Here is a 21,325-nt window from a genome sequence, read left to right on the forward strand (position 1 = left end):
TTGCTCATGTCCCGTCCTCCGATTGCCCGGCTGCGCGCCCTGCGCTCCGTCGAGCTGCTCACCCCGTCCTTCGCCCAGGCCGCCGACTTCTACGAGGACGCCTGGGGCCTGGAGGTCGTCGAGTCCGAGCACAGCGCGAGCTGGCTGCGCGGCTCCGGCGCCGAGCACCACGCCCTGCAGCTGACCCGCTCGGACAGCACCGGCCTCGGGCGGCTCGTGTTCGCCGTGGCGACGCCCGCCGAGATCGACGAGGCGGCGCGGCGGCTCGAGGCGCGCGGCATCGTCCCGGCCGCGGGGCCGGGACCGCTCGACCAGGTCGGCGGCGGGTACGGCCTGCGCTTCCACGACCACGAGGGCCGGCTCGTCGAGCTCTCCGCCGACACCTGGGCGGTCGCCCCGCGCGGCCGGGACGCGGCGGTGCCGGTCGGCGTCACGCACGCCGTCCTCAACACCCCGGACATCGACGCCGCCGTCGCCTTCTACTGCGACGTGCTCGGCCTGCGCGTCTCGGACTGGTCCGAGCACCAGATGGCGTTCCTGCGCTGCAACGCCGACCACCACTGCATCGCGTTCAACCAGGCCGAGTGGGTCTCCCTCAACCACGTGGCGTACGAGATGAGTTCGGTCGACCACTTCATGCGCGGGCTCGGCCGGCTGCGCCACCACGGGATCGTCCCGCAGTGGGGCCCCGGGCGGCACGGGCCCGGCAACAACACCTTCTCCTACTTCACCGACCCGACGGGGCTCGTGTGCGAGTACACGTCCGAGGTCGCGCAGGTCGTCGAGGACCGGTGGATCGCCAAGGTGTGGCGGCGGGTGCCGGAGCTGTCCGACCTGTGGGGGACGGCCGGGCCGCCGTCGAAGGAGATCCGCTGCCACATGGCCGGCCGACCGGAAGGACCGCTCGCATGACCGTGACCCGCACGCCGAAGGCCGGCACGCTGAAGGTCGGAATCGTCGGCTGGGGCGCCATCGGCCGCGTCGTCGGCACGGCCCTCGCCCAACAGGAGGTTCAGGGCGCCGAGTTGACGTGTGTCGTCGACAACCGGCCGCTCGGGGACGCGGCGCCCGCGCCGCAGCTCCCGTTCGAGGAGGCGATCGCCGCCTGCGATCTGATCGTGGAGGCGGCGGGCCAGGGTGTCGTACGGGAATGGGGCGAGCGCGTCCTCACCTCGGGCACCGATCTGCTGGTCGCGTCGACCGGGGCCCTCACCGACGACGAGCTCGCCGAGCGGCTGCTCGCCGCCGGGCCCGGCCGGATCTCCTTCACCGGCGGCGCCGTCGGCGGCCTCGACCTGCTGCAGGCCGTGCGCTCCTTCGGGCCGCTCGACGAGGTGTGCTTGACCACCACGAAGCTGCCCTCGACCCTCGAACAGCCGTGGATGGACGAGGAGTTGCTCGCCCGGATGCGGTCGGCGACCGGGCCCGTCGAGGTGATGGCCGGGTCGGCGCGCGAGGTCCCGGTGAAGTTCCCCAAGTCGACCAATGTCGCGGCGTCCGTCGCGCTGGCCGTCGGCGACCTGGACGCTGTGCGGGTCCGGGTCGTCGCGGACCCGGCGGCGGTGCTGACCCGGCACGTCGTCGAGGCGTCGGGGCCGCACGGCGCGTACCGCTTCGAGATGGCGCACCGGCCGGACCCGGGCAACCCGGCGACCAGTCAGGTCGTGCCGTACGCGGTGCTGCGCTCGCTCGCGGCGCTCGCCGGACGGTCGGGGCAGATCCTGTGACCGCCCCCATGACCGATCCTGCGACCGCCGTCCGTGGCCGTGTCCATGTCGAGGAGGCGGGCACCGAAGGGCCCCTACTGCTGTGTCTGCACGGCATCGGCTCGTCGTCGGCCGCGTTCGCACCGCAGCTCGAAGGGCTCGCCCCGTACGCACGCGTCGTCGCGTGGGACGCACCCGGGTACGCCAAGTCCTCTGATCCGGAAGGCCCGTTGGACCTCGACGGGTTCGCGGACGCGGCGGCCGAGGTGATCCGCTCGTACGGCTCGCCGGCCCATGTGCTCGGCGTCTCCTGGGGCGGCGTGATCGCCCTGCGGCTCGCCGCCCGCCACCCCGCTCTCGTGGCGTCGCTGATCCTCGCCGACTCCAGCGCGGGGTCCGGCACGGACGGGGCGAAGGCCGCCGGGATGCGGGCGCGCGCCGAGGAACTGGCCTCGCTCGGACCCCGGGCGTTCGCCGCGCGGCGCGGGCCCCGGCTCGTGTCGCCCGACGCGCCCGCCGCCCTCGTCGAGCGGGTCGTCGACACCATGGCCACCGCCGTGCGGCTGCCCGGTTACGGGTACGCCGCCGAGGCCATGGCCGGCGCCGATCTGCGCCCCGAACTGTCCGCCGTCACCGCCCCGGCCCTCGTGGTCTGCGGCGACCGCGACACGGTCACCGGCGTCGAGGCCTCCCAGGTCCTCGCCGGGGGCCTGCACAAGACGGCCTACGTGATCGTCAAGGACGCCGGTCACCTGGCCAACCAGGAACAGCCCGAGCGGTTCAACGCCTGGGTCCTGTCCCACCTGCACATCGTCACCCGTTCATGAAGGGCTCTGCCATGCCTCTGACCACCACTGAGTACGACAACGGCGGCGACCTCGGCGCGTACACCGACTCGCTCATCGCCACGAAGGACTCGCGGATCGCCGACTTCGACACCCTCTCCTTCCAGGAGAAGGCGGGCCCGCAGTACCGCCGCGGCCAGATCCGCTACGTCGGCTCCGGCGCCACCGGCAACCACGAGGGCGACAAGCGGATCCTGCCGTCCGGCGGCTTCACCTTCTCCAACATGCTGCTGCCGCCCGGCGCCGAGGGCCCGGCGCACACCCACCACGACGTGGAGGAGGCGTTCTTCGTCCTGGAGGGCGAGGTCCGCGTCGGCGTGCACCGCGGCCCCGACGAGGTCGAGTACCGCACCCTCGGCTACCGCGACATGATCGTCGTGCCGGCCGGCGTGACCCGCTCCCTGAAGAACGAGGGCGACACCGATGCCCTGTTCTGCGTCGTCATCGGCACGCAGAAGCCGCAGGTGCCGTCCTACCCCGAGTACTCGCCGATGCACGGCGTCACCCGTGACTGACGCCCCCCTGGTCGTCGTGACCGGGGCGGGCCGTGGCCTGGGACTGGCCATGGCCCGCCGGGCGGGCGGCGACGGCTTCCGGGTCGTCGTCGCGGAGGTCGACGCCGAGCGCGGGGCCGGGGCGGCACGCGGCCTGCGGGCGGACGGTGTCGACGCGCACTTCGTGCGCTGCGACGTCGCGGACCCCTCATCGGTTGCCGAACTCGCCGACGCTGTACGGGACTTGGGTGGCCTGTACGGGCTCGTCAACAACGCGGCCCTCGCCAACGGCGTCGGCGGCAAGGAGTTCCAGGACATCGGCATCGAGACCTGGGACCGCCTGATGGCCGTCAACGCCCGTGGCCCCTGGCTCGTCGCGAAGGCCCTGCACCCGCTGTTCGGCCCGACCGGACGCATCGTCAACATCGCCTCGGACGCGGCCCTTTACGGCTCGCCGCGGCTCGCGCACTACATCGCCTCCAAGGGCGCGGTCGTCGCCCTGACCCGGGCGATGGCGCGCGAGCTCGGCGAACGCGGCATCACGGTGAACGCGCTCGCGCCCGGCCTCACCGAGTGCGAGGCGACCGAGGCGGTGCCCGCCGAGCGGCACGGCCTGTACGCGGCGAACCGGGCGATCTCCCGGGCCCAGCAGCCCGACGACCTCGTCGGACTCGCCGCCTTCCTCCTCTCCGAGGAGTCCCGCTATCTGACCGGACAGGTGATCGCCGTCAACGGCGGCTTCACCATGAACTGACCTTCTGGAGTTGCGAGTTATGGATCTGGGCCTCGCCGACCGGACCTATGTGGTCACCGGAGGCAGCTCGGGCGTCGGCCTGGCCACGGTCCGCGCCCTGCTCGACGAGGGCGCGAACGTCGCCGCCTGCGGGCGCGACGCCGAGCGCCTGAAGTCGATCGGCGCGCACGAGCGGCTGTTCACCGGCGTCTGCGACGTGCGGGACACCGACGCCGTACGGGACTTCGTGGCCGCGTCCGCCGCCGCGTTCGGCGGGCGGCTCGACGGGCTCGTCAACAACGCCGGGCAGTCCCGCATGAAGCGCCTCGACGAGACGACGTGGGACGACTGGCGCGACGAGCTGGACCTGAAGTTCGCGGGCGTGCTCCATCCGCTGGGTGCCGCCCGCCCGTATCTGCGCGGCTCCGACGCGGCGTCCGTCGTCAACGTCAACGCCGTCCTCGCCAAGCAGCCCGAGCCCCGCCTCATCACGACGAGCGCGGCCCGCGCGGGCATCCTCAACCTCTCCAAGTCCCTTGCCACCGAGCTGGCTGAGGACGGCATCCGGGTCAACTCGGTCTGTCTCGGCCTGATCGACACCGGCCAGTGGACGCGCCGGCACGCCGCCGCCGACTCCGGGCTCCCGTACGAGGACTGGCAGGCCGCGCTCGCCGCCGACCGCGGTGTCGCGCTCGGGCGGCTCGGCCGGGCCGAGGAGGTCGCGTACGCGATCCTCGCGCTGCTCGCGCCACGCGCCTCGTACATCACCGGAACCAGCATCGACGTCTGCGGCGGAGTCGGCCGCGGCATCCTCTGAGGAGCCCGCATGCACCAGCCCCTGCATCAAGCCTTGCACCAACCCGCACAACAAGCCGTGCAGTACGCACATGGCGGTGACCTCCTCGTCGCCGTCCTGAGGGAACTGGGCATCGACACGGTCTTCGGGATCGTCTCCGTGCACAACCTGCCGCTGGTCGAGGCCGTCGACCGCGAGCTGCGCTTCGTCCCCGTGCGCCACGAGGCGACCGCCGTGAACGCGGCCGACGCCTACGGGCGGGCCCGCGGCTCGATCGGCTGCGCGCTCACCTCCACCGGGACGGGCGCGGGCAACGCGGCCGGATCGCTCGTCGAGGCGCTCGCGTCGGGCACGTCGGTGCTGCACGTCACCGGGCAGGTAGAGGCCCCGTTCCTCGGCAGCGGGCGCGGGTTCATCCACGAGACGAAGGACCAGCTCGGCATGTTGGACGCCGTCTCGGCGTACGCGGCCACGGTCCGCTCCGCCGACGATGCGGGCCGGGTGCTGCGCGCCGCCGCCCGCGCGGCCCTCGCCCCGCCCGGCGGCCCGGCCAGCGTGGAGTGGCCGATCGATCTGCAGTACGCGGCGCAGACGGACCTCCCGGTCGTAACCCCGTTCGCTGTCGCCCCCGTACCCGAACTCGGGGGTGCCGCCGCGCTGTTGGGTGCCGCCGGGCGTCCGTTGATCTGGGCCGGCGGCGGCGCCACCCGGGCCCGCGCCGAACTCGCCGCGCTCGTCGAGGCCACCGGCGCGGGCCTGATCACCTCCAACTCCGGGCGCGGCGCGGTGCCCGAGGACCACCCGCAGGTCATCGGCAACTTCGCGACGACGCCCGCGGTGCGCGCCCTGCTCGCCGACGCGGATCTGCTGCTCACGATCGGCACGCACTTCCGGTCGAACGAGACCGCGGACTACGGGCTCCGGCTCCCCGCCGCCCACGTGCAGATCGACATCGACGAGGCCGCGCTCGGCCGCGTCTACCCGGCCGCGCACGCCCTGCACGGCGACGCCGCCGCCACGCTCGGAGCCCTGCTCCCCCACGCACGCCGCGCCGACGCCGCCTGGACACGGCGGATCGGGCAGGTCAGGACCGACGTACGGGCCGCCCTGCACGACAACATCGGCCCGCAGGCCGCGATCTGCGACGCGCTGCGTGCCGCGCTGCCCCGGGACGCGGTCGTCGCCCGGGACGTCACGATCCCGTCCAGCAGCTGGGGCAACCGGCTCCTGGAGATGTACGACCCGCGGGCCAATGTCTTCCCGCGCGGCGGCGGCATCGGGCAGGGGCTCGGCATGGGCATCGGCGCCGCGCTCGCCGCGCCGGAGCGGCCCACCGTGGTGATCGCCGGGGACGGCGGGCTCGCGGTGCACCTCGGCGAGCTGCTCACGGTCGCCCAGGAACGGCCCCGGCTGACCGTCCTCGTGTTCAACGACGGCGGCTACGGCGTGCTGCGCAACATGCAGGACCGCTACAGCGAGCGCCGCTCCGGCGTCGACCTGACCACGCCGGACTTCGAACTCCTCGCCCGTGCCTGCCGGTTGCCGTATCTGCGGATCACGGACGCCGAGCACGCCGCACCGGTGATCGACCGGGCCGTGTCCGGTGACGGGCCCGTCCTCGTCGAGGTCGACCTGGCGGCGCTCGGCCCGATGAAGAACCCGTTCACCCCGCCCGTCAAGATCCCCACCGCGTAGGGAGGCCGCGCATGACCGACGACCGCCAACTGGAGCTGCTCGTCCGCCGGATGACCTGGGAGGCCGACGGCGTCCTGTCCGTCGAGCTCACCCACCCCGACGGCAAACCGCTGCCCGCCTGGGACGCCGGCGCGCACATCGACGTGCACGTGGGCGGACAGATCCGGCAGTACAGCCTGTGCGGCGACCCTGCCGCGACCGGCACGTACCGCATCGGCGTCCTCAACGAGCCCGCCTCGCGCGGCGGTTCGCGCCACGTCCACACCGCGCTGCGCCCCGGCCAGCGGGTGACCGTCTCCGAGCCGCGCAACCGCTTCGCCCTCGAGGACGCCGACGCGTACGTGTTCGTCGCGGGCGGCATCGGCGTCACCCCCCTCCTCGCGATGGCCCGGGAGGCGGCGCGCCGGGGTGCGGCGTGGCGGATGGTGTACGGCGGTCGCGGCCGCGCCTCCATGGCGTTCACCGAGGAACTGCACGCGCTCGGCGGCGACTTGACGCTCGTACCGCAGGACGAGCAGGGCCACATCGACCTGGCGGCCGCCCTCGCCGAGCTGCCCGAGGGGACGCTCGTGTACTGCTGCGGGCCCGAGCCGCTGCTCGCCGCCGTCGAGGCGGTCTGCCCGGCCGAGGTGCTGCGCGTCGAGCGGTTCGCCGCGCCCGTCGTCGAACGGGCCGCGGACGAGGGGGAGTTCGAGGTCGAGTGCCGCGCCTCCGGGCTCACGCTCACCGTCGGCCCCGGCACGTCGGTCCTGGAGGCCGCCGAGCAGGCCGGGCTCGACGTCGCCCACTCCTGCCGCGACGGGATCTGCGGCTCCTGCGAGACCCGGGTGCTCGACGGCACCCCCGACCACCGTGACTTCCTCCTCTCCGCGGCGGAGCGGGCCGCGAACGCCTCGATGATGATCTGCGTCTCGCGCTGCGCGTCCGGCTCCCGCCTCGTCCTCGACCTGTGACCCGCCCTTCCGTACCTGGAGATCCCCGATGAACACCGATTGGCCGTACCTGGACGTCCACCAGTCCCGTACGCACGAGCCGTCCCCCTACGCGTACAAGCTGGCCGCCACCCTCGAAGAGGTCTTCACCAAGGAGGGCCATGAACTCGCCGATGTGGTCCGCGGGTTGAACTCCCGTCAGATCCCCGCACCCGACGGGACGCCGTGGACCGAGGAGTCCTTCACCGCCGAGATGCACCGACTGGGAGCGTGACCGCCATGACCGTTACGAAGAACGGCCCGACCGCCGATCACCTGTACGCCACGGGCCTGCGCGGCCAGTGGCACCCGGTCGTCCCGTCCTCGTTCGTCGCGCCCGGCGCGATGCGCAAGGTCACCGTCCTCGGCGAGCAGTGGCTGCTGTTCCGCCGCTCCGACGGCGCCCTGAGCATGCTCGCCGACCGCTGTCCGCACCGGGGCGCCCCGCTCTCGCTCGGCAAACACCTGGGCGACCGGGTGGCCTGCTGGTACCACGGCGTGGAGGTCGAGACGGACGGCACCGTCTCCTCCGTACCGGGTCTGCCGGGCTGCAACCTGGAGGGCAAGAAGCTCGTCGTGTCGCTGCCCGTGCGGGAGGTCGGCGGCGCCGTCCTCGCGTACTTCGGGACCGAACAGCGGCCGGGGCCGGTCGAGTTGACGCTTCCGGAGCCGCTGACCGACCCGGACGTCGAGGCGATCCTGTGCTACGCGGAGTGGAACGTGCCGTGGCGCTACGCCGTCGAGAACCTGCTCGACCCGATGCACGGGGCGTTCCTGCACCACGACTCGCACACGATGTTCGACGGCGACACGACCGCCAAGTTCCGCATCCGGGAGACCGACCGCGGCTACTTCTTCGAGAAGACCGACCAGCGGGGCGTCAACTTCGACTGGGTGGAGCTGTGCCGCACGGGCGTGGACTGGGTCGACCTCTCCATCCCCTACCCGCCGTCGGCCGGGCCCGGCGGCCCGTTCGGGATCGTCGGCATGGTGCGCCCGGTCGACGCCGAGCGCTGCGCGGTGTTCTTCTGGCGCTACCGCCGCGTCCAGGGCTGGCAGCGCGACGCCTGGCGGTTCCTCTACAAGACGCTGATCGAGGAGCGCCACTGGCAGGTCCTGGAGCAGGACCGGGTGATGCTGGAGGCCATGCCGCACGACGCCGACCAGCAGGAGAACCTCTACCAGCACGATCTCGGCGTGGTCCGGCTGCGCCGCCTGTTCCGCGCGGACGCCGAGGCGCAGACGGCCGAGCCGCGGGCAGCGGGCTGAGGCGCTCGCCGCCTCGGTCGATCGGCGTATCCGCCCCGCCCGACGCACCCGCGGCCGCCGCCGCGGTGGGAGAATCCGGACGTGGACGGGGGGATCCTCGAGCGGGATCTCGAACTGGCAGGACTGGCCGCCGCCGTGCGGGATGCCGCGGACGGCGCCGGATCCGTGGTGCTCGTGCTCGGCGAGGCCGGGATCGGAAAGTCGTCCCTGGTGCGCGCCCTGCCGGAGGTGCTGCCGCCCGGCGCGCGCCTCCTGGTGGGCCACTGCGACGACCTGGCCACCGGCCGTCCGCTGGGACCGCTGCGCGACCTCGTCGGCAGCGTGGGCACCGAGCTGGCGCGGGCGCTGCGCGACGCGGGCGACCGGCACCGGGTGCACGAGGCGCTCCGCGCCGAGCTGGCCGGTGGTCCGCGCCCGGCCGTGCTGGTCGTCGAGGACGTGCACTGGGCCGACGAGGCCTCCCTGGACGCGCTGCGCTATCTGGTGCGCCGGGTCGCGGCCCTGCCGGCCGTGCTCGTCCTCACCTACCGGGACGACCAGTTGGACCGCGGGCATCCGCTGCGCCAGCTGCTCGGCCTGGTGTCGGGGGCGGCCCGGGTGCACCGGATGCCGCTCGCGCCCCTGTCGGCCGAGGCGGTGCGCAGGCTGAGCGCGGCGGCCGACCTCGATCCGGCGCAGGTGTACGCGGTGACGTCGGGCAACCCGTTCTTCGTCGCCGAGGTCGTGGCGGCGGGCGACACCGGGGAGGTCCCGCCGACCGTGGTCGACGCGGTGCTCGCACGGCTGCGCGGCCTGGACGAGGCGACCCGGGACGCCCTGGAGCAGCTGGCCGTGGTGCCCTCGGCGGTGGAGCGCTCCCTGGTGGACGCGTTGCTGCCGGACGGGGACGGGGCGCTGGCCGCGGCCGAGCAGGGCGGGCTGCTGGTCGTCGCGGTGGACCGGGTGGCGTTCCGGCACGAGATCATCCGCCGGGCGCTCGTCGACTCGCTGCCCGCGGCGCGGCGCATCGCGCTGGACCGGGCCGTGCTGAAGGCGCTGGTGGCGAGCCCGGACGCGGACCCGTCGCGGATCGTGCACCACGCGGCGGCGGCCGGGGACGCGGCGGCCGTGACCCGGTTCGGCCCCGGCGCCGCGCGGGACGCCGCGCGGGCGGGCGCCCACCGCGAGGCGGCCGCGCATCTGCGGCTCGTGCTCCGTCACCGCCACCGGTTCGCGCCGCCCGAACGGGCCGATCTGCTGGAGCAGTTCGCGGTCGAGAGCTACACGATCGGGGACGCGGAGGCCGCTGTCACGGCGCAGGACGACGCCGTGGCGCTGCGCCGGGAGCTGGGTGATCTGCGGGCCCTCGGGGCGGATCTGCGCTGGCTGTCGCGGATCCACTGGTGGGCCGGTGACGCGGACGCGGCGCAGGAGGCGGCGCGCGAGGCCCTCGTGGTGCTCGAACAGGCCGGTGACGACCGCCTGTTGGCCCTCGCGCTGAGCAATACGGCGCAGCTGCGGATGCTGTCCGACGCGTACGCGCAGGCGATCGACTACGGCGAGCGGGCCATGGCGCTGGCCCGGTCGGTGGGCGACACGGCGATCCTCGCGCACGCCCTGAACAACGTCGGCAGCGCCCGCTGGCGGTCCGGGGACCCGTCCGGGCAGCGGCAGTTGGAGGAGAGCCTGCGGGTGGCGCTGGCCGCCGGTGAGGTGGAACACGCCTGCCGGGCCTACGCCAACATCGTCTGGTTCCTCCTCGACGATCTGCGCCTGACCGAGGCGGACCGGTTCCTCACCCCGGCGATCGAGCTCGCCGACCGCGCCGAACACCTCGGCTTCCTCACCTACCTCCAGGTCGAGCAGGCCCTGCACCGGTTCGCCGCGGGTGACTGGGCGGCCGCCGAGTCACTCGCGCTGCTCGGCGCGGACGTCTTCCCGCCCGCGCGCTGCCCGGCGCTCACCGTCCTGGCCCGGGTCCGGATCCGGCGCGGCGCCCCCGGTGGCGGTGAACTGCTCGACCAGGCCTGGCGGATCGCGCTCGGCACCCGCGAGTTGCAGCGCACGGCGCCGGTGGCGGCGGCGCGTGCGGAGGCCGCATGGCTGCGCGGCGACCGGGCCGCCGTGGTCCTGGCCGCCGGGCCGGTGCACGCGCGGGCCGTGCACCTGTCGACCCCGGCGCACCGCGCCGAACTCGGCTACTGGCTCACCAAGGCCGGCGCGTCCGTACCGCCCGACGACTCCGGTCATCCGTACGCGTTGCAGTCCGCGGGGCAGTGGGACAAGGCGGCCCGCCTGTGGCAGGAGGCGGGCTGTCCGTACGAGCGGGCGCAGGCCCTCGCCGAGAGCCCGGACCCGGCGGACAAGGTGCGCGCGCTGGCCGCACTGGACGCGCTCGGCGCCGCGCCGCTGGCCCGCCTGGTCCGGGCCGAGCTGCGCGGGCTCGGGATGCGGCGCGTGCCACGCGGTCCCCGTTCGGCGACCCGGAAGAATCCGGCCGGGCTGACCGACCGTCAACTCCAGGTGGCACGGCTGTTGTTGACGGGGCTGACCAATCAGGAGATCGCCGACCGGCTCGTCGTCTCCGTACGCACGGTCGACCACCACGTCCGTGCGGTCCTGGAGAAGCTGGACGCGCCCACCCGGCGCCGGGCGGCGGCGCGGGCGCGGGCGCTCGGTCTGCTCCCGGACGGCGAAACGTAGGCAACGGCCCGGCGAGAGGTGGGTGACCGGCACGCATACCTGCGCGCGCCCCGTGGTCGTAGAACGGGCGGAACCACATCCATTCGCTCACGGGGGACTTCATGACCGTCACACCCGCCCAAGCGGCACGCCGCGAACTCGGTGACTTCCAGGGGGAATTGACCGGACCGCAGGACACCGGTTACGAGACGGCGCGCGCCGTCTACAACGCGATGGTCGACCGGCGCCCCGCCCTGGTGGCCCGCTGCGCGGACGCCGCCGACGTCGCGCGCGTCATCGGCTTCGCCCGCAGGCACGACCTGCCGCTCGCGGTGCGCGGCGGCGGCCACCACGGGGCAGGCCTCGGCACCTGCGACGGCGGGGTGGTGGCGGACCTCGCGCCGCTCGCCTCCGTCGAGGTCGACGCCGCGGCCCGCACGGTACGCGTCGGCGGCGGTGCCACGTGGGGTCTGGTCGACGCGGCGACGCACGAGCACGGGCTCGCCACTCCCAGCGGCATCATCTCGACCACGGGCGTCGGCGGTCTCGCGCTCGGTGGCGGACTCGGCCATCTCAGCCGGCGCTGCGGCCTGACCGTGGACAACATCCTGGCCGCGGAGGTCGTCCTGGCCGACGGCTCGCTCGTCCGGGCGGACGCCGACGAGAACACGGACCTGTTCTGGGCGATCCGCGGCGGCGGCGGGAACTTCGGCGTCGTCACGCAGTTCACGTTCCGGCTGCACGAGGTGTCGACGGTCGTGGGAGGACCCACGTTCTGGCCGGCCGAGCAGGGCGCCGAAGTCCTCGCCGCCTACCGGGACTTCCTGCCGTCCGCGCCCCGCGACGCAAACGGCTTCTTCATGTACGCGACCGTCCCGCCCGGGCCGCCGTTCCCCGAGGAGCTGCACCTGCGCAAGGTGTGCGCCGTCGTGTGGTGCCACACGAGCGGTGATCCCGAGGCGGCCGACCGTGCGATGGCCCCGCTCCTCGACCGGCTGCCCGAGCCGCTGCTGCACGCCGTCGCACCGATGCCGCACCCGGCCCTGCAGTCCATGTTCGACGGGCTCTACCCGCCCGGCGACCAGTGGTACTGGCGGGCCGACTTCGTGCAGGAGATCCCCGACGAGGCGGTCGCGCTGCACGCCAAGTTCGGCCCCGAGGCACCGTCCGTCCAGTCCACGATGCACCTGTACCCGATCGACGGCGCCGTCCACGACCACCACTCCACGGACACGGCGTTCAGCTACCGGGACTCGACCTGGGCGAGCGTCTACGCGGGCGTGGACCCGGACCCGGCGAACGCCGCACGCATCAAGCGCTGGACCGTCGACTACTTCGAGGCCCTGCATCCGTACTCGGCGGGCGGCGCCTACGTGAACATGATGATGGACGAGGGCCAGGAGCGCGTACGGGCCAGTTACCGCGGCAACTACGCGCGCCTGGCCCGGATCAAGGCGAGCCTCGACCCGGACAACGTGTTCCGCCTCAACCAGAACATCGAGCCGGATCCGGCCTCCCGCTACGAGGCCCGCCCCTGATCGCCTGACGGACGCGTCAGGGGGCGTCGTCCTCCGAGTCCAGGATCGAGCGCTCCAACTTGCTGAGCAGGCGGGCGAGTTGGCGGCGCTCGGCCGGCGACAGGTCGGTGAGCATGCGGCGCTCGTTGTCCAGGTGCTCGGCGAACACCTCGTCCACCTTGGCCAGGCCCGCGTCCGTGAGCCGCGAGTAGACGACGCGGCGGTCGGCACCCTCCCCCTCGTCGCGCTCGCGCACGATGAGGCCGTCCTTCTCCAGGCGGTCGATGCGCAGCGTCACTCCGGCCGACGACACAAGGCCCGAGTCGGCCAACTGCCCCGCGGTGAGCCGGTAGGGGGCGCCCGCCCGGCGCAGCGCGGTCAGTACGTCGAACCCGGCGACGGCGAGGCCGTGTTGCTCGATCGCCGACGTGAGCCGGGTGTTGTAGCGCAGGAACGTGCGGTGCAGCCGGGCCAGGACCTCGAGCGGCGCGGTGTCGAGCTCGGGCCGCTCGCGCGCCCAGTCCTCGATGATCGACGCGACCGCGTCCTGCCGGCCGCCCGCGCGCCTGCCCGCCGTGTTCCCCGCCATGTGCCGCTGCCTCCCGCTGCACGCCCCGGTGGCCGCCCTCCTGGACCGCCGTAGAAATCTTAGCCCTCAAATGATTCGGGGAGGCCGACGCGTGCTGCGCCCGTACGCCCATAATGGTGCGAGACATCGGAGGTATCGGCCCTCCGGACACGAGCAGAGGGGGCTGCCATGGCCGTCACCGACGAGGCCATCGAGAAGATCAAGGGGATGATCGTCTCGGGCGCGCTACGCCCCGGCGACCGGCTCCCCAAGGAGAGCGAACTCGCCGCGGAACTGGGCCTGTCGCGCAATTCGCTGCGCGAGGCGGTGCGCGCCCTGTCGCTGATCCGCATCCTCGACGTACGGCAGGGCGACGGCACGTACGTCACGAGTCTCGATCCGCAGCTGCTGCTCGAAGCCCTCAGCTTCGTCGTCGACTTCCACCGGGACGACACGGTCCTCGAGTTCCTCGCCGTGCGCCGCATCCTGGAGCCCGCGGCGACGGCGATGGCCGCGACGATGATCTCCGAGGAGCAGCTCGACAAGCTGTCGGCGCAGCTGGACGCGCTCGGCCCCGGGCCTTCGGTGGAGGAGCTGGTCGCCGCCGACCTCGACTTCCACCGCGGCATCGTCAAGGCGTCCGGGAACTCGGTGCTCTGCTCCCTGCTCGACGGCCTGTCCGGGCCGACCACCCGGGCGCGCATCTGGCGCGGCCTCACCCAGGAGGACGCGGTCAGCCGGACCCTGCACGAGCACCGGGCGATCCTCGCGGCGCTGCGCGACGGCGACGCGGAGGCCGCGCGGTCCTGGGCGACCGTCCACATCGCGAGCGTGGAGCAGTGGCTGCGCTCGACCCTGTGAGCGCCCGCGGCCCGGTGAAGTGGGTGGAGTGCGGGCCTCCGAGTCGGGGCAGGGTTCCGGGCAGCTCCCGGGTTCCAGGGGGCTCGGAGGGCCTCCGCGGACGCCGTAAGGTGGGCAGGTACGCGAGGGCAACGTCGGAAGGAGGCGCTGGGTGATCGAGCTCGAGGGGGTTCCCGAGCTGGTCGACCCGGTCATGGTGGCCGCGTTCGAGGGCTGGAACGATGCCGGCGACGCCGCCTCCACCGCGGTCGCGCATCTCGACAAGGAGTGGAAGGGCGAGGTGTTCGCGGCGCTGGACGCCGAGGACTACTACGACTTCCAGGTCAACCGGCCCACAGTGTTCCTGGACGGCGGTGTGCGCAAGATCACCTGGCCGACGACCCGGCTCTCGGTGGTCCGCATCGGCGGCGACAAGCCGCGCGACCTGGTCCTGGTGCGGGGCATCGAGCCGTCCATGCGCTGGCGCTCGTTCTGCAACGAGATCCTGGGGTTCGCGCACGAGCTGGGCGTCGAGCTGGTGGTCATCCTGGGCGCGCTGCTCGGTGACACCCCGCACACGCGGCCCGTGCCGGTCTCCGGCGTCACCTCCGATCCGGACCTGGCCACGCGCATGGACCTGGAGGAGACCAAGTACGAGGGTCCGACGGGCATCGTCGGCATCCTCCAGGAGGCGTGCACGCACGCGGGCGTCCCGGCGGTCTCGCTGTGGGCGGCGGTCCCGCACTACGTGTCGCAGCCGCCGAACCCGAAGGCGACGCTGGCGCTGATCAACCGGCTCGAGGACCTGATCGACCTGCGCATCCCGCTGGGCGAGCTGCCCGAGGACGCGCGCGCCTGGCAGCGGGGCGTGGACGAGCTGGCGGCGGAGGACAGCGAGGTCGCCGAGTACGTGCAGACGCTGGAGGAGGCCCGCGACACCGCGGAGCTGCCGGAGGCGTCGGGCGAGGCCATCGCCCGCGAGTTCGAGCGCTATCTGCGCCGCCGCGACCCGGGCGCGACGCCCGGCGGTCACGCGACGGACGGCGGGGACGGCCAGTCGTACCTCAGGGACAACCCGAGCGGGCGCACACGTCCGCCGAAGCCGCCGCGTCCGGAGGGCGAGGACGGCGACGAGTAGGCCGTAGGCGGCCGCAACAGCACGAAGGGGCGTCCGATGTGCCGGGAAACCGGTGCACCGGACGCCCATTTTTGTGGCATGTGCCAGTTTTCCTTTGGCCGGTTTGCGGCGTGACATCGGTTTCCGGATGGATTGCAGGGGGTTCCCCAACTCCGCGATGTTCAAACACTGTTGACGGAAGAGGGGGTGGACGGACGCCCGCAGCCGTAGCAGGGTGTGCCCCGACGACGCGGCACAGGCACACCCGTACGACCGGACATGGCGAGGGGAGCTGTGGAGCGATGACCGACCAGCATGCCGAAGCGGCGCGGGGCCCGGGGGCTGCGGGTCCTGGACCGGAAGGGTCCGGATTCACCTATCGCGGAGCGGAAGAGGAACTGATCGTCCTGGCGCGGCCCGAGGCCCGGCTGCGCGCCCAGGCCAACGGAGTGCGCTCGGCCGCGGGCGCCGACGTGTCGGCCCTGAACATGTTCCTGGGCGACGAACAGCTGACCCTGGAGCCGCTGTTCGGCAGCGAGGAACGACTGCGGAGCGTTGCGGAGGCGTCCGAGACCGGGGCGGACGTCCCGGACCTGGCGCTGTTCTACCGGGTGCACGGCGCCACCGAGCGCGCCACGGAGCTGCGGTCCCGGATCGCGGCCCTGCCCGAGATCGTGACGGCGTACGTGAAGCCGGGTGCGGTACCGGCCGCGCTGCCCGGTTCGCTGCCGGGCTCGGTGCCGGAGGAGTTCGACGAGGCGCGGCGGATGAAGGAGAAGACCGCCGCGACCCCCGATTTCACCGGCCGCCAGGGCTACTTGGGGCCCGCGCCCGCCGGCGTGGACGCGCACTGGGCGTGGCAGCGGCTCGGCGGCAGCGGCGAGGGCGTGACTGTCATCGACGTCGAGGGTGCCTGGCAGCTCGGGCACGAGGACCTGACGGCGAAGCTGGCCGGCATCGTGGTCGGCTCGCCGCTCTCGGACGTGGCCTGGCGCAACCACGGCACGGCGGTCCTCGGCGTGATCGGCGGCGACCGCAACACGCACGGCATCACCGGGATCGCGCCGGAGGCGGTGACCGCGGCGGCGTCCTTCCAGGGCGTCGGCACGGCCGCGGCGATCCACGCGGCGGCCGAACGCCTCTCCCCCGGCGACATCGTCCTGATCGAACTGCACCGCCCGGGCCCGCGGTTCGACTACGAACAGCGCGACGACCAGCGCGGCTACATCGCCCTGGAGTGGTGGCCGGACGACTTCGCGGCGATCAAGTACGCGACGGAGAAGGGCATCGTGGTCGTGGGCGCGGCGGGCAACGGCGCCGAGTCGCTCGACGACGCGGTGTACGAGCGCCGACCGGACGACTTCCCGGCCTGGTGGCACAACCCGTTCAACCCGTCCAACAGGTCGTCGGGCGCGGTCCTGGTGGGCGCGGGCGCACCGCCTCCGGGCACGCACGGCCGCGACCACGGCCCGGACCGCTCGCGCCTGGCGTTCTCCAACTACGGCGCCCGCGTGGACGCCCAGGGCTGGGGCCGCGAGGTCACCACCACCGGTGGCTCCTGGGACCGGCCCGGCGATCTGCAGGGCGGACTCGAGGAGATCGCCTGGTACACCGACACCTTCTCCGGCACCTCGTCCGCCTCCCCGGTGGTCGTCGGCGCGCTGGCCGCCCTCCAGGGCATGCTCAAGGCGGGCGGTCAGCACCCGATGACGTCACAGCGGGCGCGCGACGTGCTCCGGGCGACCGGCTCACCGCAGCAGGACGCCCCCGGCCGGCCCGCCTCGCAGCGGATCGGCAACCGGCCCGACCTCAAGTCGGCGGTCACCAACGTGCTGCCGTCGACGGTCGGTTCGGGCCAGGCCGAGCGGTACTGGGACGAGCTGATCCCGTATCCGCCCGAACTCCCGCCCCGGCTCCGCCTGTTCGTGGCGGGCGCCTGGCGCAATGTGAGCGACCCGTCCGCCGAGATCCGCCAGGCGGTGCACTCCGCCTTCGCGGGCGGACGGCCCGACGTACGTGTCTGGTTCTCGGACGACGAGATCGTCGGCCTGGTGGTTTCGGGCTGACGCTCCATCCAGCAAACCGGTTTACGAGAAGGGGTACCCGCATGAGTACGACCCCGCAGATCAGTCAGCAACTCCCTTACGGGCAGCAGCAGTTCGGCCAGCCCGGCTTCGGCCAGCAGTCCGGACAGCAGCAGGGCCAGCAGCAGGGCCCGAGCACCGTCCCGCCGCAGCTCCAGCAGCACCACCAGCAGTCGGGGCAGCAGCAGTCCGGTCAGCAGAACCCGTTCCAGCAGGGGCAGTTCGGGCAGCAGAACCCGTTCGGCCAGCAGCAGGGGCAGCCGGGCCAGCAGCAACAGCACCTCCCGCCGCATCTGCAGCAGCAGCTCCAGCAGATGGGCCAGCAGCAGCCGTTCCAGCACCTCTTGCAGCAGATGGGCGGCCAGCAGCAACAGCAGGGCCAGCAGCACCGCGTGCCGCAGGCCGAGATCCCGCAGGTCTCGACGCAGAACATCGTCACCGGCGTCGCGGTGAACTTCTTCGACCTCGTCCAGCCGTTCCCCGGCCAGGCCGAGATCCTGTACCTGTACGTGGACAACCAGTGGCGCGTCCTGATCGACCCCAGGGACGTGACCCACGACCTGGTGCAGCAGGCGTTCGCCTTCGGCCAGACGGTCTTCGGGTACTACGACACGAGCAACCCGGGCCTGCTGATCGGCATAGCGGTCACCATCCGCTGACACCCTGAACGAACCGAACCGAACAGTGCATTACTGGGCGGTGCCGGGCGGCGGAGAGCACCCCCGCCCGGCACCGCCTCATGTCAACTCACCGAGCCACAGGTGAACTTGGCGTCCGCCCAGTCCCCGTGGTCGCCGGTCTTGGACCCGTTCGTGTCGGTCACCTTCAGCAGCAGGTGCCGCGCGCCCGTCACGTCCACGTCGACCGGCACGGTCGCCGAGGCCCCCGTCACCTTGGGCGAGGTCCACAGCACCTTGCCGTCGGCCTCGACGGAGAAGGCGACCTCCCCGTACCCGTTGATCTCGTCGTCGATCCCGGCGTCCGCGGTCAACTTCGTGCACTGACCGCCGAGATAGACCTCGATGGCGGAGTCGGCGTGCACGCCGATCCCCTTCGCGTACGTCTTCCCGGCGAGGGTGAGCGGGTGCCCGTCGGCGGCGCCGGACTCGCCGTTGCTGCGGTCGCGTTCGGCGGGCCCGTACCCATTGGTCGACGACAGCCACACCAGATCGCTCGCCCAGGCGTCACCGGTGGGCGGCTGCGGCATCACGGAGACCCCGAACCGGCCCTGAGCGGTGCGCTGTTGACCGGCGGACCGGTACCGGGTGGTGGCAGTGAGCGTCTGCTCCCCCGCGGAGGCCGTCGCGGCCGGGGTGACGGCGACCTCGACGCGCCGGGTGGTCCCGGCGGGGACGCGGTCGACGGTCACGGGCGACCCGGCCTGCCAGCCTCCGGGCACACCCAGGGACACGGAGACGTCCGTGGCGTCCTGCGTGCCCGCGGTGACGTCGACGGCGACCTTCCCGGCCACGCCCGCACCCAGTTCCTGGCCCGCGGGGGCGCCCACCGCGGCAGCGGCGCCCGGCACGGCCCCGCCCACGGCGGCGGTGTCGCGCAGGTCGAGCGTGAAGGCCGTCCGGGTCGACAGCTTCCCGGTCTTCACGAGCACGACGCCGCCCCGGTCGTCCCGGTCGTAGAACCAGCCGCTCGCAGCCTTCTCGTACGCGCTCTTGGAGCCGAGCTGCGTCAACTGCTTCCCGTCGAGCCGGACTTGGCCCGGCGCGTCGGCGGTGTGCAGGGTGAAGGCGTACGGCCGGGAGCTCTGCTTCCCCGTGAACTCGCCCTCGCTCGCGCCGATCCGCACGCGCACATCGCCCGCGCCGGCCTTCGGCGCCGTGACCTCGGCGCGCTGCGTGGCATACGCGCCGTCGCGGTGCGCCCGCGTCACGCCGTCGTCCTCGTACAGCCGGAAGGACGAGTCGCCCTGCGGGTAGATGTCCCAGGCCACGGGCGAATCGGCGTCCCGGTCGGCGTACGAGCGGATGCCCGGCCACATCGGCACGGCGGCCCCGCCCTTCACGAACAGGGGCAGCGTGTCGAGCGGCGCGCTGTACCCGTCGATCGTGGTCGGCCCCTGGTACACGCGCCCGGTCCAGTAGTCGGTCCAGGTCCCCTTGGGCAGATAGATCCCGTCGCGCACGGCGGCATCCTTGTACACCGGGGCGACGAGGAAGTCCTCCCCGGTCAGGAACTCGTACTTGGCGGCGTCCGTGGCGGCCTTCGGGTCGTCCGGGTACTCGAGCGCGAGCGGCCGCACGGCCCCGACGCCCGTCTGCGTCGCCTCGTGCGCGTACGAGTAGAGGTACGGCAGCAGCGACTCGTGGAGCTTCAGGTACTTCCGGTTGATCGACGTGTACGGCTCGCCCTGCCGGAACGGCTGCTTGTCGCTCGCCGCCCAGCCGTCCATCGTCATGGTCACCGGCAGCAGCGACTTCCACTGCAGATCGCGTACGTACGTCTTGGGGCTGCCGCCGAAGATGCCGTCGATGTCACCCGTCGTGTAGGCGAGCCCGGACATGGTGGCACCGGCGTACGTCGGGATCTGCCAGCGGATGTAGTCCCAGGAACCGGACTGGTCGCCGGACCACTGCACCCCGCAGCGCTGCGCGCCCGCCCAGCTCTCGGGCGCCCAGGTGAAGCCGCGGGCATCGGAGTTGTCCTCGATGCCCTGGTAGGCGGCCTTGCAGCCGTCGAGCGCGAACTTGTATCCGGCGCCGACCCAGGCGACGTCGAGCTTGGCGACGCGCTGGCCCGCCTTCACCTGGTCGGCGATCTTGTCGATGCCGTCCTCGGTCCAGAGGCCGAGCTGCGTCTTGTTCGCCCGGAGTCCCTTGGAGGCCTCGGCGAGGTTCTCGTACCCGCAGCCGTAGCCGTCGTTGACGAGCATCCAGCCGAGCGGCATGTCGTTCGCCACGTACTGGTCGGAGATCTTCAGGGCGTCGAGCGTGTGCCGCTCACCGCGGTTGGCATTGTGCAAGTAGCAGTCGGCGTCGCCGACTTCGAGCCCGTAGACCGGCGGCAGGAACGGCTTGCCGGTGAGCTTCGTGTACTGCCCGATGACGTCCTTGGCGCTGTCGGAGCCGCTGCCCGCGAAGTAGTACGCGTCGAAGCGGCGCTCCTTGGCGGCGGCGGTGACGGGCTCGCCGAAGGTGTACGTGTTGGGTGCGTACGTGTTGCGGAAGACGCCGTATCCGGCCGAAGAGAGGTAGAAGGGAACGGAGTTGGGGTGCCCCCCGTCGTCCCAGTCGTAGTCGACCTCGGCCTCGACGGTCTGGCCGCGCAGCGAGGTGTTGCCGCGCCCGTTCTGCATGCCGACGCCGTAGTACTGCTCGTCGGCGCCGCGTCCGAGGGTCTGGGTGGTGGAGTCGGCGGTCCAGCTGATCGGCCGGGACTCGGACCACAGCTGCGTGCCGTCGTTCTTGAACAGGGCGAAACGCAAAGGGGACTTGTAGGCGCGCAGCGTGACCTTGCTGCTGCTCAGCTCGTACCGGTCCCCCTTGTCCTTCCACCGGGTCGCGGGCGCTTTGCCCTGCGGCAGGACGATGTCGTCGCCGGCCGGATCGGTGAACTCCCCGTCCGGGGCCACCTCGATCCGGAAGCTCTCACTGGACACGAAGCTGACGCGGGCCTCGGCGGCTCCGGCGTCGAACGTGTAGCGGGCCCCGTCGGCGTGGAACCCGGTGACGTCGCCGACGGAACCGGGTTCATCGGCGGCCTGCGCGGACTGGCCGGGTCCGGCGAGCGCGGCCGAGAGGCCGAGGGCAGCGACGACGACCAGGGATCTGAGACGTCTCGGGCTGAACGTGCTCAATGCTGATTGCATGGGCTGTGTTTAGCGCAGAAACGAGCACGGCGCTAGGGTACGAGAAAGCCCCTCCGGCGATTGAGGAGCGGGGTGGGGGGGGGGGCCCCCCCCCCCCCACCCCCCCCCCCCCCGGGGGGGGGGGGCGGGGGGGGGGGGGGGGGGGCGACAACGCCCCCCCCCCCACCCCCGCCAACGCCCCCGACACCCCCCCCCCCCCCCCCACC

The 21,325-nt window shown here is 72.9% G+C and carries 18 protein-coding genes; 16 read left to right on the forward strand and 2 right to left on the reverse strand.

Annotated elements, in window-relative coordinates:
* Positions 1–6 precede the first annotated feature (6 nt).
* The 12 genes from ACIBUY_RS42075 to ACIBUY_RS42130 all read left to right on the forward strand — a co-directional run bounded on the left by ACIBUY_RS42075 (position 7) and on the right by ACIBUY_RS42130 (position 12,708).
* Positions 7–912 (forward strand): VOC family protein, encoded by a 906-nt coding sequence (locus ACIBUY_RS42075; RefSeq protein WP_365576162.1) that lies wholly within the window; start codon positions 7–9, stop codon positions 910–912.
* A complete protein-coding gene (locus ACIBUY_RS42080; protein WP_399155505.1) occupies positions 909–1,727 on the forward strand; it encodes an aspartate dehydrogenase domain-containing protein in 819 nt (272 codons plus the stop codon). The genes ACIBUY_RS42075 and ACIBUY_RS42080 overlap by 4 nt, the downstream gene beginning before the upstream one ends.
* An 8-nt stretch (positions 1,728–1,735) precedes the next feature.
* Positions 1,736–2,533, forward strand: a complete 798-nt coding sequence (locus ACIBUY_RS42085; RefSeq protein ID WP_399155506.1) for an alpha/beta fold hydrolase — start codon at positions 1,736–1,738, stop codon at positions 2,531–2,533.
* Positions 2,534–2,544: 11 nt separating this feature from the next.
* Positions 2,545–3,066, forward strand: coding sequence for a cupin domain-containing protein (locus ACIBUY_RS42090; protein WP_365576156.1), 522 nt, complete (start codon positions 2,545–2,547; stop codon positions 3,064–3,066).
* A complete protein-coding gene (locus tag ACIBUY_RS42095; protein WP_365576154.1) occupies positions 3,059–3,799 on the forward strand; it encodes an SDR family oxidoreductase in 741 nt (246 codons plus the stop codon). The genes ACIBUY_RS42090 and ACIBUY_RS42095 overlap by 8 nt, the downstream gene beginning before the upstream one ends.
* A gap of 19 nt (positions 3,800–3,818) precedes the next feature.
* Entirely contained in the window at positions 3,819–4,595 is a 777-nt protein-coding gene (locus ACIBUY_RS42100; protein ID WP_365576152.1) for an SDR family oxidoreductase, read from the forward strand.
* A gap of 9 nt (positions 4,596–4,604) precedes the next feature.
* Positions 4,605–6,269 carry a thiamine pyrophosphate-binding protein gene (locus tag ACIBUY_RS42105; RefSeq protein WP_399155507.1) on the forward strand — a complete coding sequence of 555 codons (1,665 nt, stop codon included), beginning with the start codon at positions 4,605–4,607 and terminating at the stop codon, positions 6,267–6,269.
* Between the two features lie 11 nt (positions 6,270–6,280).
* Entirely contained in the window at positions 6,281–7,222 is a 942-nt protein-coding gene (locus tag ACIBUY_RS42110) for a PDR/VanB family oxidoreductase (protein ID WP_399155508.1), read from the forward strand.
* 28 nt (positions 7,223–7,250) lie between these two features.
* Positions 7,251–7,475 carry a recombinase-like helix-turn-helix domain-containing protein gene (locus ACIBUY_RS42115; RefSeq protein ID WP_365576148.1) on the forward strand — a complete coding sequence of 75 codons (225 nt, stop codon included), beginning with the start codon at positions 7,251–7,253 and terminating at the stop codon, positions 7,473–7,475.
* A 5-nt stretch (positions 7,476–7,480) separates the two neighbouring features.
* Entirely contained in the window at positions 7,481–8,509 is a 1,029-nt protein-coding gene (locus tag ACIBUY_RS42120) for a Rieske 2Fe-2S domain-containing protein (RefSeq protein WP_399155509.1), read from the forward strand.
* A gap of 81 nt (positions 8,510–8,590) precedes the next feature.
* Complete coding sequence (locus ACIBUY_RS42125; protein WP_399155510.1) at positions 8,591–11,191, forward strand: ATP-binding protein; 2,601 nt, start codon at positions 8,591–8,593, stop codon at positions 11,189–11,191.
* Positions 11,192–11,292: 101 nt separating this feature from the next.
* Entirely contained in the window at positions 11,293–12,708 is a 1,416-nt protein-coding gene (locus ACIBUY_RS42130) for an FAD-binding oxidoreductase (protein WP_365576142.1), read from the forward strand.
* Positions 12,709–12,724: 16 nt separating this feature from the next.
* Here the strand turns inward: ACIBUY_RS42130 and ACIBUY_RS42135 are convergent, their stop codons facing one another.
* The gene (locus ACIBUY_RS42135; protein ID WP_365576140.1) at positions 12,725–13,276 is read right to left on the reverse strand and encodes a MarR family transcriptional regulator; all 552 of its coding nucleotides are present in this window, start codon (positions 13,274–13,276) and stop codon (positions 12,725–12,727) included.
* Between the two features lie 168 nt (positions 13,277–13,444).
* Here ACIBUY_RS42135 and ACIBUY_RS42140 point away from each other — a divergent pair, with 168 nt between their 5' ends.
* The 4 genes from ACIBUY_RS42140 (at position 13,445) to ACIBUY_RS42155 (ending at position 17,955) form a co-directional block, all read left to right on the forward strand.
* Positions 13,445–14,116, forward strand: a complete 672-nt coding sequence (locus ACIBUY_RS42140) for a FadR/GntR family transcriptional regulator (protein WP_365576138.1) — start codon at positions 13,445–13,447, stop codon at positions 14,114–14,116.
* A 151-nt stretch (positions 14,117–14,267) separates the two neighbouring features.
* A complete protein-coding gene (locus ACIBUY_RS42145; protein WP_399155511.1) occupies positions 14,268–15,233 on the forward strand; it encodes a PAC2 family protein in 966 nt (321 codons plus the stop codon).
* A gap of 281 nt (positions 15,234–15,514) precedes the next feature.
* Complete coding sequence (locus ACIBUY_RS42150) at positions 15,515–17,278, forward strand: S8 family peptidase (RefSeq protein ID WP_399155512.1); 1,764 nt, start codon at positions 15,515–15,517, stop codon at positions 17,276–17,278.
* Between the two features lie 41 nt (positions 17,279–17,319).
* Positions 17,320–17,955 carry a hypothetical protein gene (locus ACIBUY_RS42155; protein ID WP_365576132.1) on the forward strand — a complete coding sequence of 212 codons (636 nt, stop codon included), beginning with the start codon at positions 17,320–17,322 and terminating at the stop codon, positions 17,953–17,955.
* A gap of 83 nt (positions 17,956–18,038) precedes the next feature.
* On the opposite strand, the gene ACIBUY_RS42160 is transcribed toward ACIBUY_RS42155, so the two are convergent.
* Positions 18,039–21,119: an NPCBM/NEW2 domain-containing protein gene (locus tag ACIBUY_RS42160; RefSeq protein WP_399155513.1), complete on the reverse strand. Its 3,081-nt coding sequence runs from the start codon at positions 21,117–21,119 to the stop codon at positions 18,039–18,041.
* Positions 21,120–21,325 lie beyond the last annotated feature (206 nt).

It is taken from the genome of Streptomyces sp. NPDC050085 (assembly GCF_044460595.1).
Taxonomy (GTDB): Bacteria; Actinomycetota; Actinomycetes; order Streptomycetales; family Streptomycetaceae; genus Streptomyces.

What these genes read in the sequence shown, in the direction of transcription:
- ACIBUY_RS42075 (WP_365576162.1), top strand. Translation starts at nt 7, where the DNA reads ATGTCCCGTCCTCCGATTGCCCGGCTGCGCGCCCTGCGCTCCGTCGAG.
- ACIBUY_RS42080 (WP_399155505.1), top strand. Translation starts at nt 909, where the DNA reads ATGACCGTGACCCGCACGCCGAAGGCCGGCACGCTGAAGGTCGGAATC.
- ACIBUY_RS42085 (WP_399155506.1), top strand. Translation starts at nt 1,736, where the DNA reads ATGACCGATCCTGCGACCGCCGTCCGTGGCCGTGTCCATGTCGAGGAG.
- ACIBUY_RS42090 (WP_365576156.1), top strand. Translation starts at nt 2,545, where the DNA reads ATGCCTCTGACCACCACTGAGTACGACAACGGCGGCGACCTCGGCGCG.
- ACIBUY_RS42100 (WP_365576152.1), top strand. Translation starts at nt 3,819, where the DNA reads ATGGATCTGGGCCTCGCCGACCGGACCTATGTGGTCACCGGAGGCAGC.
- ACIBUY_RS42105 (WP_399155507.1), top strand. Translation starts at nt 4,605, where the DNA reads ATGCACCAGCCCCTGCATCAAGCCTTGCACCAACCCGCACAACAAGCC.
- ACIBUY_RS42110 (WP_399155508.1), top strand. Translation starts at nt 6,281, where the DNA reads ATGACCGACGACCGCCAACTGGAGCTGCTCGTCCGCCGGATGACCTGG.
- ACIBUY_RS42115 (WP_365576148.1), top strand. Translation starts at nt 7,251, where the DNA reads ATGAACACCGATTGGCCGTACCTGGACGTCCACCAGTCCCGTACGCAC.
- ACIBUY_RS42120 (WP_399155509.1), top strand. Translation starts at nt 7,481, where the DNA reads ATGACCGTTACGAAGAACGGCCCGACCGCCGATCACCTGTACGCCACG.
- ACIBUY_RS42130 (WP_365576142.1), top strand. Translation starts at nt 11,293, where the DNA reads ATGACCGTCACACCCGCCCAAGCGGCACGCCGCGAACTCGGTGACTTC.
- ACIBUY_RS42135 (WP_365576140.1), bottom strand. Translation starts at nt 13,276, where the DNA reads ATGGCGGGGAACACGGCGGGCAGGCGCGCGGGCGGCCGGCAGGACGCG.
- ACIBUY_RS42140 (WP_365576138.1), top strand. Translation starts at nt 13,445, where the DNA reads ATGGCCGTCACCGACGAGGCCATCGAGAAGATCAAGGGGATGATCGTC.
- ACIBUY_RS42150 (WP_399155512.1), top strand. Translation starts at nt 15,515, where the DNA reads ATGACCGACCAGCATGCCGAAGCGGCGCGGGGCCCGGGGGCTGCGGGT.
- ACIBUY_RS42155 (WP_365576132.1), top strand. Translation starts at nt 17,320, where the DNA reads ATGAGTACGACCCCGCAGATCAGTCAGCAACTCCCTTACGGGCAGCAG.
- ACIBUY_RS42160 (WP_399155513.1), bottom strand. Translation starts at nt 21,119, where the DNA reads ATGCAATCAGCATTGAGCACGTTCAGCCCGAGACGTCTCAGATCCCTG.